The sequence below is a fragment of the Candidatus Pelagibacter giovannonii genome (assembly GCF_012276695.1).
Taxonomy (GTDB): Bacteria; Pseudomonadota; Alphaproteobacteria; order Pelagibacterales; family Pelagibacteraceae; genus Pelagibacter; species Pelagibacter giovannonii.
Map to the genome: position 1 here is coordinate 996,856 of NZ_CP038852.1, position 13,485 is coordinate 1,010,340.

The following is a 13,485-nucleotide window of genomic DNA, read 5'->3' on the forward strand; positions in this document are numbered from 1 at the left end:
ATTAGATACTATCTTCTTTAATTAATCTTTCAATTTCAGGTATCAGTTCACGATTTTTAAATGATGGGTAGAATTTTAATGCGTTCTCAATACTCTTAATTGCTTTTTCATATTCTTGCAGTTTTATATAAATTCTTGCTTGTCCTGATATAGCCCCAAAGTGTCTAGGCTCTATATCTAAAACTTTATCAATATCGTTTAATGAATTTTTAAACTGACTCATTAAAAAATATACAGTTGCTCTTTTATTCCAAGCTTCAGACCATTTAGGGTCATTCTCCAATATATTGCTGAAAACCTTTAATGCATAATTATAATCCCCATATTGCATCAGCTCCGTTCCAAACTCTAACTTTTCAGTTAATTTAAAATCACTAGGATGCTCATTCCAGATAGACCAAATTTTTTGCTCCAATAGAGCAGCACTTTTTGAATTATTAATAGTTTGAAGTTGGTCAAAAAGATTATTTAAAATAACTTTTTGAGAAGACTGAGCAGAAGAAACAAAATTAAATATAAATAAGAATAGTATAAAAACTTTCATAACCAAAATATATTTTATTCAGTACCTCATCTCAACATTAAAAACTTATTTTAAAAGTTGTTTTTTATTTTTTAAAAATAAAAAAAAAGCAATAATTTCATAAAAAAATGAAAATAAAGTAAAAATTATAGGAGTTTTAAAAAAACTATAAAGAAACTTATATTTAGGAATTTTTTTCCATACTAATAAAAAAGCTTCTGCTCCTCCTATCACTTTCTCCCCGTCTTTAATATGAAGTCTACGTAGAAGGTTCTTGGCATTTCTTTGAGTTTCTATTTCTGCTGATTTATTATTTGTAATATCCACCCATTCTATGTCTTTAATATTTTCCTTTTTATATAAATTTATTTCAGCACGACAAATTTTACAGGAATTATTAAAATAAACCTTCACAATCTATTTTTTATCTTTCCAAGCTGTCATTCCACCAGTCATATTTTTCACATTTTTTATTCCCATTTCCTGCATAGTTTTTGTTGCAAGTGTGCTTTGACCCCCAAGACCACAAAAAACTATATATTCTTTGTTAGGATTTTTTTTAAACAATTCATTTTCTAAAGGACTACCATCAGCCAGATAAAATTCTAATAAGCCTCTTTCTAAATTTATGGCATTACCAATAGTCTCTGATTCGAAGCTATTTTTATCTCTTACGTCTATAAATTGAACATTTGGATCATTTAGTTTTTCTTTAGCTTCATCAACCGAAATATTTTTTATCTCCTTAGAAACGTTCATTAATTCATCAAATTTTTTCATTATATTGTCCTTTTTTTTAATTTATTCCTAAAATTATATAGAATCCGATAGATTGTATATGTGCGAAATACGACAATTGAAAAAATAATTTTAACGATTATTAGTTATATATGAGTGAATTTTTTACTAAAACAGATTTATCAAGAAAAGATGCTGAAAGTATTATATCAGAAACATTAAATAATTGTGACGATGGCGAGCTTTATTTAGAAAATTCTAAAAGTGAATCTATTGTACTTGATGATAATAAAATAAAGAGTTCTAGTTATAGTTCTGACCTAGGATATGGCTTAAGAGCTGTAACAGGTGAAGTGGTAGCTTATTCTCATTCAAATGAAATTTCAAAAAAATCATTAAAACAATCAGCTAGCAATCTAAGCTCAACATTGAAATCTCAAAAAGGTATTTATAATCATGAAATTCCACAAACTAATGAAAAATTTTATAAAGATGTTAACCCGATAGAAGAAAAATCACTACAATCTAAATTAGATCTTTTAAAAGAAGTTAATAACTATACGAGAGCCAAAGGTGGAATGGTGCAACAAGTCACTGCTAGTTTTGCAGGTGAGCATAAATCTATAGAAATTATAAGATCTGGAGGCGAAGTGTTAACAGATGTTAGGCCTTTAATTCGTTTTAATGTTTCAGTCATGCTTGAGAAAGATGGAAAAAAAGAAACAGGAGTTTATGGAATTGGTGGAAGACAATCCTATGATGAATATCTTAAAGATGATAATTGGAAAAAAGTATGTGATGAAGCATTTAGAATTGCTTCAGTAAACCTTGAAAGCAAAGCTGCTCCAGCAGGAGAAATGAAAGTTGTTTTAGGATCAGGTTGGCCAGCAATACTCATCCATGAAGCTATTGGACATGGTCTTGAAGGTGATTTTAATAGAAAAAAAACATCTGCTTTTCATAATTTAATGGGTCAAAGAGTTGCCAGCGAAGGAGTTACTATTGTTGATGATGGTACTCTTCACAACAGAAGAGGAAGTTTAACAATCGATGATGAGGGTACACCAACTGAAAAAACTGTTTTAATAGAAAATGGTATATTAAAAAATTTTATGCAGGATCGACTTAACGCTAGATTAATGAATACAAGATCCACAGGTAGTGGAAGACGAGAAAGTTACAAACATGTTGTTCTTCCAAGAATGAGAAATACCATGATGTTAAATGGAAACTATTCTCAAGAAGAGATGATTAAATCAGTTGATAAAGGAATATTTGCGGTAAGTTTTGGAGGTGGACAAGTTGATATTACTTCAGGAAAATTTGTATTTAACTGCACAGAGGCTTACGAAATTATTAACGGTAAAATTGGATCACCTATAAAGGGGGCAACGTTAATTGGCGATGGTCCCTCAATTTTAAAAGAGGTTTCATTAGTTGGAAATAATATGATGCTTGATCCAGGTATTGGAACTTGTGGAAAAGCTGGGCAGGGTGTTCCAGTAGGTGTAGCGCAACCATCGATCCTAATTGATAAAATGACGGTTGGTGGAACTCAATTATAAATCATATGGTTAAAGATCAAGATTATTTAAAAAAGACAGCTTCTTTTTGCATAGATTTAGCAAAAAAACTTGGAGCAACAGATTCAAGCGCAGCTGTTATGCATTCCATTTCAGAAACAGTAAATTTCAGAAATAAAAAATTAGATGAATCTGATAGATCGGATAGCCTAGGCGTTAGTCTTACAACTTATATTGGCAAAAAAAAATCTAGTATTTCTTCTTCAAATCTTACAGAAGAAAATATCAAGAAATTGGTAGAAAGATGTATTGAGACAACAAAAATTACTCCAGAAGATGAATATAATTCATTACCAGATAAAGACTTACTGGGTAATAAAATAAATGATCTAAATTTATATGATGATGACCATATAGAGAATGATGAAAAAATTGAATATTTAAAAGAAGTAGAAGAGGCTGCATTTCAAAAAAAAGAAATTATTAATACAGAAACTGGTTTCTCCGAGTCAAAATCAAATTTTATATTAGCAAGCAGTGATGGGTTTTTAAATGGTTATAAGTCGTCTTCTTTTTCAGCCTCATGTGTTGCTGTAGCAAAAGATTCTAATAATAAAATGGAGAGAGATTATGAATTTACCAGCACCTGTCATCTAAATGACATGTTAAAACCTAGCCAAATTGGTGACATGGCAGCAAAAAAAACACTACAAAAATTAGATCCAAGAAAAATAGAAAGTGAAAAAATTAGCATTGTCTTTGATAGAAGAATTTCAAAAGGAATATTAAGTGCTTTTGCGAGTGCAATATCTGCTTCATCTATAGCAAGGGGTACATCTTTTTTAAAAAATAAAATTAATGAAGAGATTTTTACGTCTTCAATAAATATTTTTGATAAACCGAATATAGTTAAAGGATTAGGGTCAAGATATTTTGATTCTGAAGGAGTGAATACTGATGAATTAAAATTGGTAGATCAAGGTATTTTAAAACATTATTTAGTAGATACTTATAATGGAAAAAAGTTAAAGCTTAAGTCAAATGGTAGAAGTGGCGGAACAAGTAATTTATTTTTTGAAAAAGGGTCTATCTCATATAAAAATCTTTTAAAACTAAATTCAAGAATTCTTTATATTACTGAAACAATTGGTCATGGAAGTAATTTGGTTACAGGAGATTATTCAGTTGGTGCTAATGGATTTATGGTTGAAGATGGAATATTTAAATATCCCGTTAGTGAAATTACAATAGCTGGAAATTTTAAAGATATATTTAAGAACATAACACTGGCAGATGATCTTGAGTTTAAATACTCAACGAATGCGCCAACAATGTTAATAGAAGGTATGGTTGTTGCTGGTAAATGAAAAATTTCTGTATTATTGGCTCAGGTATTTCTGGTGCAACAATTGCTAAAGCACTCAGTAAAAAATTTTCACTAGATGTTTACGATAAAGCAAGAGGAGCCGGAGGAAGATCAGCCAATAAAAAGCTTAATATGAATGAAAGTTTTGATCATGGTGTCCAATATATTTCACCAAAAAGTGATGAATTTAAAAAATTTATAAAAAATTTAATCACCAAAAAAATTGTTAAAAAATGGCCAGGAAAACATTTATTTTTAAATACCGATAAGAAGGAAGATAAAAAACATATTAAGATAATTGGAAAAAGGGGTAATAACGCAATCAGCAAATATCTATTAAAAGATATCAACTGCAATTTTAATAGTGAAGTTATTAAAATTTTAAATAAAAATAAAGTGTGGGAAATATATTTTTCTGACGGGTCAAAAAAATTATATAAATCATTAATATTAACCTGTCCATTTCCTCAATTAAAAAAACTTTCAAAAAAATATATTAAACATTCATTTATTAATCAAAGAATAAAAATGGATGCAAATATAACAGTCATGATGACTATTAAAAAAAGCAAGCTTAATATAAGTAGTTATTTTTTTAATGATAAAATTTTAGGTTGGGCTGGAAATGAAAATAGTAAAATGCGTTTTAAAAGTAAAAATGATCTTTGGACCTTGCAAAGTACTTACCTATGGGCAAATAAAAAAATTGATAAAAATCGAGAAAATAAAAAATTGAACAACAAGATTATGATTGAACAGTTTTTTAAACTTACAGGCATCAAAAAAACTAAAGTTTTATTTTCATTAAACCATGGCTGGAAATATTCATCCAACCCAAAACCCTTGAAAATTAAAAGTTATTGGAATTCTTCTTTAAAACTTGGAGTTTGTGCAGATTGGTTTGTTGGACCTAGACTTGAGTCGGGATGGGTAAGCGCTCAAGATCTTTTTAATAAAATAAATAGATAGTTTTATTCAAACTTTTTAACCTTATATTCCCAATTTCCCAATCTTGAATAAGTAACTTTTAAAATTAACGAATTTTTTTTATCAAACCATATATCAAAATTAAGTCTTTTGTCTTTTGGTAAAGACATGTCTTTTGAGGTTAATTTAAAATGATCTACGTCGTAAGTTTTACCATAGAGTTTGATTTTTTCTTTAGCAATAAAGGTTACTACTTGTTCTTTGATACTACCTGATACAGGACTAATTTGACTATCAGTTTGTAAAATTTTGTGGCTCCACCAATTACCAACTATGTTATTTGTTGATGCTATACCATTATAGGAAGAACCTTGAATATCAAATTTATTTGTTTGTTCATTAAATTCTAAATTTACATATTTTTTTTTATCATTTTGAAGTGTTTTAGAGTTAAAAGAAATTAATTGATCTTTAATATATTTTTCCTCTCCATAACCTTCAATTTTAAAAATTGTTGCGCCAAATAATTTTACTGTAAATTTAATTTGATTTGTAACTGTTGTCTTATCTCCATCTTTTTTGAAAAAATAATAATTATAACCAATAACTTCACCATCTTTTAAAATCTCCATTTCAATTTTATTAAATTTATTATAATGCGCCATATGAGCATTAGAGCTGAATGAATATGTTAAGAAAAATATTAGTATAAAAAATTTTTTCATAAAGTATTAACAATAATAGACTTTAGTTTTAAAAGAAGTAATTTATTGAAAAATATGTTCTTAAAAATAAAAAATATTCCCAAAGTATATTGGAGTTCTGAAAAACCATTAAATCTTAAACCAAAAATTTCAACTTTCTTTTTTTTGTGTCTTGGATTAACTTTATTTGGGCTGGGCGAAGGATTATTGATAGTCTCTTTTGCTGGAGCTTCGCCTTGGTCTGTTCTTGCACAAGGTATTGCATTGAATGTTGATTTCTCTACTGGAATAATAACTATATTTGTGAGTATAGGTGTTTTGCTCCTATGGGTGCCATTAAAACAAAAACCTGGAATTGGAACAATCTTAAATGCAATAATTATTGGGTTAATGATTGATGTCTGTATAAAATTTGTGCCAACTCCTGATAATTATATTTCTCAAATACTTTTGGCAATTATAGCAGTACTCACTGTAGGACTTGGTGGGGGTATTTATTTAGTTGCTAATTTAGGAGCTGGACCAAGAGATGGACTAATGGTGGGCTTACAAAAAAAAACAAATTTACCAATTGCTACTGTTAGAGCTTTTCTTGAAATTACAGCGATGTCTATAGGTTGGTATCTTGGAGGAACTGTAGGAGTTGGAACTTTATTATTCGCTCTTGGAATAGGACCTTCTGTTGCTCTTAGTTTATTTATTGTTGGAAAGTCTTTTAATTAAAGAGGTGTTGACGATTTTTCGTTCTTTTTTCTATCATTAGGATTAAGAATTGCTTTTCTTAATCTAAGAGATTTAGGGGTAATTTCTAATGCTTCATCAGTGTTTAGCATGCTTAGCTGTTCTGCAATTGACATTTGTCTAACTGGAGTAAGTACAACATTTTCGTCAGTTCCTTGAGTTCTCATATTGGTTAACTGTTTACCCTTCATAACGTTAATAATCATATCACCAGCTTTTGGGGCTAATCCAACAATCATTCCTTCATAAACCGGATCATTATGAGTTACAAACATTTCACCTCTCGCCTGTAGGTTAAATATTGCAAATGCAACAGCTTTTCCGTTTGCCATTGAAATTAAAGCACCATTTTTTCTGCCATCCATTTCACCTTCAAATTTTCCATAACCATGGAAGATTCTGTTAATTACACCAGTACCTTTTGTTAAAGTTAAAAATCTACTTGTGTAACCCATCAAGCCCCTTGTTGGTGCATGAAAAATTAATCTTTTTTTATCTTTTCCTGTATCTTTAAGATCAAGTAATTTACCTTTTCTTCTATTCATAGAGTCTATGATTTTTGACGAAAACTCTTCATCTACATCAACGGTAATTTCTTCAATCGGTTCCATTCTATTTCCACCCTCATCTTTTTGGTATAAAACTTTTGGAGGACTTACTGTCATTTCAAAACCTTCACGTCTCATTTGTGTTAATAATATTTCAAGCATTAGCTCACCACGACCACTAATTACAAAAGCATCTACATTTGCATTTTGAGAAAAAGAAATTCCAACATTGTTTTGTGCTTCAGTGACCAATCTATCTCTAATTTGAGTACTTGTTAATTTTTTACCTTCTGTTCCAGCTAAAGGTGAACTATTTACACTTATTGTAATAGACATCGTTGGAGGATCTATCGGAGTTGCAGGAAGTGGATCATTTACTTCAAGATCACAAATTGTATCTGCTACGTTAGCTTTTTCTAAACCTGCAATTACAACAATATCTCCTGCTTCACCAACTTCAATTGGTACTTTCTTTGTTCCTTCGTATCTAAAAATTTTAGTTAATCTACCTTCGTCAACTTTCTCACCTTTAAGATTTATTGCTTTAATAGGTTGGTTAGCTTTTGCTGTTCCTTGAGATATTTTTCCAACCAAACTTCTGCCTAAGAAACTGTCTGCATATAATAAAGTAGATAACATTGCGAAAGGTTTTGTCTTATCAAGTTCTGCTGGCTTAACATGTTCTATAATTAAATCTAATAATGGGTGTAAATTTTCTCTTGGGCCATCCACCTCTTTACTTGCCCATCCAGATCTTCCACTTGCGTACATAACTGGAAAGTCTAATTGTTCCTCGTTTGCATCTAAACTTACAAATAAGTCAAATGTTTCATCTAAAACTTCGTTAGCTCTTTGATCAGCTTTATCTAGTTTGTTAATTACAACAATTGGTTTTAACCCTTGCTTAAGAGCTTTTGCTAGTACAAATTTTGTTTGTGGCATTACACCTTCGGCAGAGTCAATCAATAATAAAGCACCATCAGCCATACTTAAAACACGCTCTACTTCGGCCGCAAAATCTCTGTGACCGGGTGTATCGATAATATTAACTCTTGTATCTTGCCAATCAATAGAGGCTGGCTTAGCTAGAATAGTTATTCCTCTTTCTTTTTCTAACTCTCCAGAGTCCATCAATCTTTCATCTACAACTTCATTTTCTCTAAATGAACCACTTTGTTTCATTAGATTGTCAATCATGGTTGTCTTACCATGGTCGACGTGAGCAATAATTGTGATGTTTCGAATATTGTTACTCATAATTTGAGGCTCTTATACATTAATTGAGTCATTTGAAAACTTAAAAAAAATCAATATTTACTCACTAAATTTAATTATTCTAAAAATTCACTTCTTGTGATTGTTATAAAAACGTATAGATATCGCTATATAAATTAGACGTATTAAAGGATTAAGAACATATCTCCTTAAATTTTAAAAAATCTAAATACCTAAATGGAAAATTTTAAGTTACTAAAAATAGAAGATTCGTTAAAGAATTCATTGGAAAAAATGAAGTTTACGAAACCAACTCCAATTCAGGCTATGGCAATACCTGTTGCTTTAGAGGGAAAAGATATTTTAGGAACAGCACAAACAGGAACAGGAAAAACCTTAGCTTTTAGTGTTCCTTTAATTAATAAATTAATATTAGATAAAAATGCATTTGCATTAGTTATGTGTCCAACTAGAGAGCTTGCAACTCAAGTAATGGCTGCAATTAAAAGCATTATTAGTGATAAAATTAATATTAAAACTGCTTTGCTTATTGGTGGAGAGGCAATGCAAAAACAGCTTAGACAATTGGGTAATAGATCAAGAATAATAGTTGGCACTCCTGGGAGAATTAATGACCACTTAAAAAGAAAAAGTTTAAATCTATCGGCTACTAAATATCTAGTACTAGATGAAACTGACAGAATGTTAGATATGGGTTTTACCCCTCAAATAGAATTAATTTTAAAATTTGTTCCAAAAGATCATCAAACTTTATTATTTTCTGCAACACTACCTCAGAATATTGTTAGAATTTCTGAAAGATATCTTAATAAGCCTCAAAGAATTTCAACAGGGTCAACATCAGTGCCGATTGCAAAAATTAAACAGGAAACTCTTCAAGTTTTTAAAGAAAATAAATATGATCAACTAGTAGATCAATTTATAACAAGAAAAGGATCAATATTAGTTTTTGTTAAAACTAAAAGGGGTGCTGATAAAATGGTTAAACGCCTTAAAGAAGAGGGTCATTCAGCTGATGCTATTCATGGAGATCTTCGTCAAAGTAAAAGAGATCGTGTAATCACTTCATTTAGAAAAGGCCTTAAAAGAATATTAATAGCAACTGATGTTGCTGCAAGAGGACTAGATATTCCATTAATCCAGCACGTAATTAATTTTGATCTTCCACAAGTTCCAGAAGATTATGTTCACAGAATTGGAAGAACAGCTAGAGCTGGAACAGAAGGTTCTGCTTTAACTTTTCTTACTCCAGATGATAGATCGATGTGGAATGAAATTAGTAAATTAATTGATCCAAATTTTAAACCTGCACCACGTGGTGCAAGAGGAGACTCAAGAGGAGGAAAAAGAGGAAAAGCTCCTTACAATAAAAAAAGAAAATTTAGAGATGAAAAAAAATCTTTTGGCAAAGGAAGACCTGACAGATCATCAAGAGATGGAGAGAAAAAAAGTTTCGGTTACAAAGGAAAATCTAGTTTTGGCGATAAATCAAAACCTTCTAGTTATGGAAGATCCAGTTCATCATCAAGAGATGGAGAGAAAAAAAGTTTCGGTTACAAAGGAAAATCTAGTTTTGGCGATAAATCAAAACCTTCTAGTTATGGAAGATCTAGTTCATCATCAAGAGATGGAGAGAAAAAAAGTTTCGGTTACAAAGGAAAATCTAGTTTTGGCGATAAATCAAAACCTTCTAGTTATGGAAGATCTAGTTCATCATCAAGAGATGGAGAGAAAAAAAGTTTCGGTTACAAAGGAAAATCTAGTTTTGGCGATAAATCAAAACCTTCTAGTTATGGAAGATCTAGTTCATCATCAAGAGATGGAGAGAAAAAAAGTTTCGGTTACAAAGGAAAATCTAGTTTTACAAAAAAAGATAACTCGAAACCTACAGGATTCACAAATAATCCAAAATACTTTGGAAAAAAAACATCTGAAAGTTCATTTACTAGTGGAGAGAAAAAAAGCTCTAGTTTTAATGGAAAGAAGAAGTTTAAGAGTAGAAGTGATAGACCTAAAACCTTTACCTTCAAAAAACATAGTCAAAAAAGAGCTAAAGTCTAAGATTTTTTAGATTTCTCTTTTTTATTTTTTCTTTTTTCTTTTAGGCTTAATTTTGGTTTTTTAGCAGTGCTAGAGTCTTTAAATGATTTTCCACTGTATCTTTTTGACATATCTTAATCTTATAACAGCTTAATAAAAAAAAAGGCCACCTAAAAAGATGGCCTTTGAATTCTTTTTTAAAGAGAGTGGGATTACATTCCCATTCCACCCATGCCACCCATGCCGCCCATTCCACCAGGCATTCCTCCAGGCATTCCACCAGCACCACCAGCATCTTTGTCATCTGGTTTGTCAGCAATCATAGCTTCAGTGGTTACAAGCAACCCAGCAATTGAAGCAGCATCTTGTAAAGCTGTTCTTACAACTTTAACAGGATCAATGATACCTTTTGTAAACATATCAACGTACTCTTCATTCTGCGCATCATAACCTTGGTTCTTTTTATTTTGTTCCAGTAGTTTTCCAACTACAACTGAACCATCAACTCCAGCATTTAAAGTTATTTGTCTAATAGGAGCCTGTAAAGCTTTAGCCACTAATGCAACACCAGCTTTTTGATCATCACCTTTAACTTTAAGTGTAGTTAGACTTTGTGAAGCGTATAAAAGAGCACAACCACCACCAACTACTATTCCTTCTTCAGCAGCAGCTCTAGTTGCGTTAAGAGCATCTTCAACTCTATCTTTTCTTTCTTTAACTTCTACTTCAGTTGCACCACCAACTTTGATTACAGCAACTCCACCAGCAAGTTTTGCTAATCTTTCTTGAAGTTTTTCCCTGTCATAATCAGAAGTTGTTTCACCTACTTGTTGTTTGATTTGAGTACATCTAGCTTCAATTTCAGATTTTTTACCACTGCCGCTAATAATTGTACTATTATCTTTATCAACTTTAACTCTTTTACAAGACCCAAGATCTGTAAGTTTAACATTTTCAAGTTTAACTCCAATGTCTTCAGAAATAACCTGACCACCAGTTAAAATTGCAATATCATCAAGCATTGATTTTCTTCTATCACCAAAACCAGGTGCTTTAACCGCAACAACTTTTAAACCACCTCTAAGTTTATTTACAACAAGAGTTGCAAGAGCTTCACCCTCAACATCTTCAGAAATAATCATTAAAGGTCTACCAGCTTGTACAACAGCTTCTAAAAGTGGAACCATTGGTTGCAAGTTAGTTAATTTCTTTTCATGCAATAAGATGAAAGGGTTTTCTAACTCTGTAGTCATTTTATCGGCGTTAGTAATAAAGTATGGTGATAAATAACCCCTATCAAACTGCATACCTTCAACAACATCTAACTCAGTTTCTACTCCCTTAGCTTCTTCAACAGTAATAACACCTTCATTGCCAACTTTTTGCATAGCTTTTGCAATCATGTTGCCAATTTCTTTATCACCATTAGCTGAAATAGTTCCTACTTGAGCAATCTCATCAGTATCTTTAACTTTTTTTGCTGAAGCAATTAAACTTGCTTTAACATGATCTACTGCTGCATCTATTCCTCTTTTAACATCCATAGGGTTCATGCCAGCTGTTACATATTTTACACCTTCTTTAACGATTGCTTGTGCTAAAATAGTTGCTGTAGTTGTTCCATCACCAGCTTCTTCATTTGTTTTACTAGCAACTTCCTTAACCATTTGAGCACCCATGTTTTCAAATTTATCTTCAAGATCTATTTCCTTAGCAACAGAAACACCATCTTTAGTAATTCTTGGTGCACCATAAGATTTGTCGATAACAACATTTCTACCTTTAGGTCCAAGAGTAACTTTTACTGTGTTAGCAAGGATATCAACACCTCTTATCATTGCCGCCCTTGCTTCAGAGTCGAATTTTACAACTTTTGCCATTTTATTTTCTCCTTTAAATTAAATTATTTACCCGAAATACCCATAATGTCAGACTCTTTCATTATGCTGTATTCTTTGCTGTCTATTTTGATTTCAGTTCCCGACCATTTGCCAAAAAGAACTTTATCTCCAACTTTTACATCCATTGGAATTAGTTTTCCATCTTCAGTTTTTGCACCACCACCAACAGCTATAACTTTACCTTCTTGAGGTTTTTCTTGAGCTGTATCGGGGATGATTATTCCTCCAGCAGTTTTTTCACTACTGTTTAAAACTTCTATCAAAACTCTATCGTGTAACGGTTTAAATTTCATAAAATCTCCTTTTATTATGCGACTCATATAGCTATTAGGCTAGCTATTTCAAGAGATGTTAAGAAAAATATGTAGGGTAAAAAACCAGAGAAATTGTGTTTTTTATAAGTTATACCTCCCATAATGACTAAGAATTTAGATAACGATGGATTAAGATCGATTGTAGAGAATTATGATATTTTTTATATTGATTTATGGGGTGTTGTTCATAATGGGATAACTCTTCATAAAAATGCAATTGAAGCTTTAGAAGAAATCTCTAAAGCAAATAAAGAATATGTTCTTTTAACCAACGCACCAAGACCCAATAAAACAGTAAATAACTTTTTAGAAAAAATGAGTATGAATAAAGAAATTAGAGAAAAAGTTTATTCTTCAGGAGAAGCAGCACTTAATTATTTAAGAAAAAATTCTCTAGAAAAAAAATTTTATCATGTAGGACCACCAAGAGATTTTGATTTATTTTTAGATTTTAAAAAGAATAAGACTAATGATATTAAAGAAAGTTCATATTTACTTTGTACGGGCTTATTTGAAGAACAAGGTGAGGATTTAAATTATTACAAAGATTTATTTAAAGATCATATTAATAAAAAAATGATATGCACTAACCCTGATTTGATTGTTGATAGAGGTGAAAAAAGAGAATTGTGTGCAGGGTCGGTAGCTCTTGTTTTTGAAAAAATAGGAGGAGAAGTTATTTATTTTGGAAAACCGTTTCCTGAAGTTTATAATCAAGCAATTATTAATAAAGGAAAAAGAGTTTTATCTATCGGTGATAATTTAAACACAGATATTAAAGGAGCCAATCTTCTAAATTTTAATTCTTTAATTATTTCAAATGGTGTTCATAGAGATGAAATTAAAAAAGAGGGTATAGATGTGGTTTCAAAGAAATATGAAGTTGTTGTAAACTTTATTCAAACAGAATTAAAGTGGTAAAAT

The 13,485-nt window shown here is 30.8% G+C and carries 13 protein-coding genes; 6 read left to right on the forward strand and 7 right to left on the reverse strand.

Annotated elements, in window-relative coordinates; translation table 11 throughout:
- Nucleotide 1: 1 nt before the first annotated feature.
- The 3 genes from E5R92_RS05485 to E5R92_RS05495 are packed head-to-tail and all read right to left on the reverse strand — an operon-like array spanning nucleotide 2 to nucleotide 1,303.
- Entirely contained in the window at nucleotides 2–544 is a 543-nt protein-coding gene (locus E5R92_RS05485) for a tetratricopeptide repeat protein (RefSeq protein WP_168607084.1), read from the reverse strand.
- Nucleotides 545–589: 45 nt separating this feature from the next.
- The gene (locus E5R92_RS05490) at nucleotides 590–937 is read right to left on the reverse strand and encodes a thiol-disulfide oxidoreductase DCC family protein (RefSeq protein ID WP_168607085.1); all 348 of its coding nucleotides are present in this window, start codon (nucleotides 935–937) and stop codon (nucleotides 590–592) included.
- Between the two features lie 3 nt (nucleotides 938–940).
- On the reverse strand, nucleotides 941–1,303 hold the full coding sequence (locus tag E5R92_RS05495) for a rhodanese-like domain-containing protein (RefSeq protein WP_168607086.1): 363 nt from the start codon (nucleotides 1,301–1,303) through the stop codon (nucleotides 941–943).
- Between the two features lie 110 nt (nucleotides 1,304–1,413).
- Here E5R92_RS05495 and tldD point away from each other — a divergent pair, with 110 nt between their 5' ends.
- The 3 genes from tldD to E5R92_RS05510 are packed head-to-tail and all read left to right on the forward strand — an operon-like array spanning nucleotide 1,414 to nucleotide 5,119.
- Nucleotides 1,414–2,826: a metalloprotease TldD gene (gene tldD, locus E5R92_RS05500; protein WP_168607087.1), complete on the forward strand. Its 1,413-nt coding sequence runs from the start codon at nucleotides 1,414–1,416 to the stop codon at nucleotides 2,824–2,826.
- A 5-nt stretch (nucleotides 2,827–2,831) separates the two neighbouring features.
- Entirely contained in the window at nucleotides 2,832–4,151 is a 1,320-nt protein-coding gene (locus E5R92_RS05505; protein ID WP_168607088.1) for a TldD/PmbA family protein, read from the forward strand.
- A complete protein-coding gene (locus E5R92_RS05510; protein WP_168607089.1) occupies nucleotides 4,148–5,119 on the forward strand; it encodes an NAD(P)/FAD-dependent oxidoreductase in 972 nt (323 codons plus the stop codon). Before E5R92_RS05505 ends, E5R92_RS05510 begins: the two co-directional genes overlap by 4 nt.
- 2 nt (nucleotides 5,120–5,121) lie before the next feature.
- Here E5R92_RS05510 and E5R92_RS05515 read toward each other — a convergent pair whose 3' ends face one another.
- Entirely contained in the window at nucleotides 5,122–5,802 is a 681-nt protein-coding gene (locus E5R92_RS05515; RefSeq protein ID WP_168607090.1) for a DUF6134 family protein, read from the reverse strand.
- A 54-nt stretch (nucleotides 5,803–5,856) separates the two neighbouring features.
- On the opposite strand from E5R92_RS05515, the gene yczE reads away from it, so the two are divergent.
- Nucleotides 5,857–6,504, forward strand: a complete 648-nt coding sequence (gene yczE, locus E5R92_RS05520) for a membrane protein YczE (RefSeq protein ID WP_168607091.1) — start codon at nucleotides 5,857–5,859, stop codon at nucleotides 6,502–6,504.
- Here the strand turns inward: yczE and typA are convergent.
- Complete coding sequence (gene typA, locus E5R92_RS05525) at nucleotides 6,501–8,327, reverse strand: translational GTPase TypA (protein WP_168607092.1); 1,827 nt, start codon at nucleotides 8,325–8,327, stop codon at nucleotides 6,501–6,503. The genes yczE and typA overlap by 4 nt on opposite strands.
- A 195-nt stretch (nucleotides 8,328–8,522) precedes the next feature.
- On the opposite strand from typA, the gene E5R92_RS05530 reads away from it, so the two are divergent.
- On the forward strand, nucleotides 8,523–10,367 hold the full coding sequence (locus E5R92_RS05530) for a DEAD/DEAH box helicase (RefSeq protein WP_168607093.1): 1,845 nt from the start codon (nucleotides 8,523–8,525) through the stop codon (nucleotides 10,365–10,367).
- A 191-nt stretch (nucleotides 10,368–10,558) separates the two neighbouring features.
- Here E5R92_RS05530 and groL read toward each other — a convergent pair whose 3' ends face one another.
- Together groL and groES are read right to left on the reverse strand one after the other, a co-directional pair.
- Nucleotides 10,559–12,226, reverse strand: a complete 1,668-nt coding sequence (gene groL, locus E5R92_RS05535; RefSeq protein WP_168607094.1) for a chaperonin GroEL — start codon at nucleotides 12,224–12,226, stop codon at nucleotides 10,559–10,561.
- Nucleotides 12,227–12,249: 23 nt separating this feature from the next.
- Nucleotides 12,250–12,540 carry a co-chaperone GroES gene (gene groES / locus E5R92_RS05540; RefSeq protein ID WP_168607095.1) on the reverse strand — a complete coding sequence of 97 codons (291 nt, stop codon included), beginning with the start codon at nucleotides 12,538–12,540 and terminating at the stop codon, nucleotides 12,250–12,252.
- Nucleotides 12,541–12,663: 123 nt separating this feature from the next.
- On the opposite strand from groES, the gene E5R92_RS05545 reads away from it, so the two are divergent.
- Entirely contained in the window at nucleotides 12,664–13,482 is an 819-nt protein-coding gene (locus tag E5R92_RS05545; RefSeq protein WP_168607096.1) for a TIGR01459 family HAD-type hydrolase, read from the forward strand.
- The last annotated feature ends 3 nt before the right edge of the window (nucleotides 13,483–13,485 follow it).

Excerpts from the sequence above, each read along its gene's own strand:
- E5R92_RS05510 (WP_168607089.1), top strand. The coding sequence starts at position 4,148 with ATGAAAAATTTCTGTATTATTGGCTCAGGTATTTCTGGTGCAACAATT.
- groES (WP_168607095.1), bottom strand. The coding sequence starts at position 12,540 with ATGAAATTTAAACCGTTACACGATAGAGTTTTGATAGAAGTTTTAAAC.
- E5R92_RS05545 (WP_168607096.1), top strand. The coding sequence starts at position 12,664 with ATGACTAAGAATTTAGATAACGATGGATTAAGATCGATTGTAGAGAAT.
- groL (WP_168607094.1), bottom strand. The coding sequence starts at position 12,226 with ATGGCAAAAGTTGTAAAATTCGACTCTGAAGCAAGGGCGGCAATGATA.
- tldD (WP_168607087.1), top strand. The coding sequence starts at position 1,414 with ATGAGTGAATTTTTTACTAAAACAGATTTATCAAGAAAAGATGCTGAA.
- E5R92_RS05495 (WP_168607086.1), bottom strand. The coding sequence starts at position 1,303 with ATGAAAAAATTTGATGAATTAATGAACGTTTCTAAGGAGATAAAAAAT.
- typA (WP_168607092.1), bottom strand. The coding sequence starts at position 8,327 with ATGAGTAACAATATTCGAAACATCACAATTATTGCTCACGTCGACCAT.
- E5R92_RS05530 (WP_168607093.1), top strand. The coding sequence starts at position 8,523 with ATGGAAAATTTTAAGTTACTAAAAATAGAAGATTCGTTAAAGAATTCA.
- E5R92_RS05485 (WP_168607084.1), bottom strand. The coding sequence starts at position 544 with ATGAAAGTTTTTATACTATTCTTATTTATATTTAATTTTGTTTCTTCT.
- E5R92_RS05505 (WP_168607088.1), top strand. The coding sequence starts at position 2,832 with ATGGTTAAAGATCAAGATTATTTAAAAAAGACAGCTTCTTTTTGCATA.
- E5R92_RS05515 (WP_168607090.1), bottom strand. The coding sequence starts at position 5,802 with ATGAAAAAATTTTTTATACTAATATTTTTCTTAACATATTCATTCAGC.
- yczE (WP_168607091.1), top strand. The coding sequence starts at position 5,857 with ATGTTCTTAAAAATAAAAAATATTCCCAAAGTATATTGGAGTTCTGAA.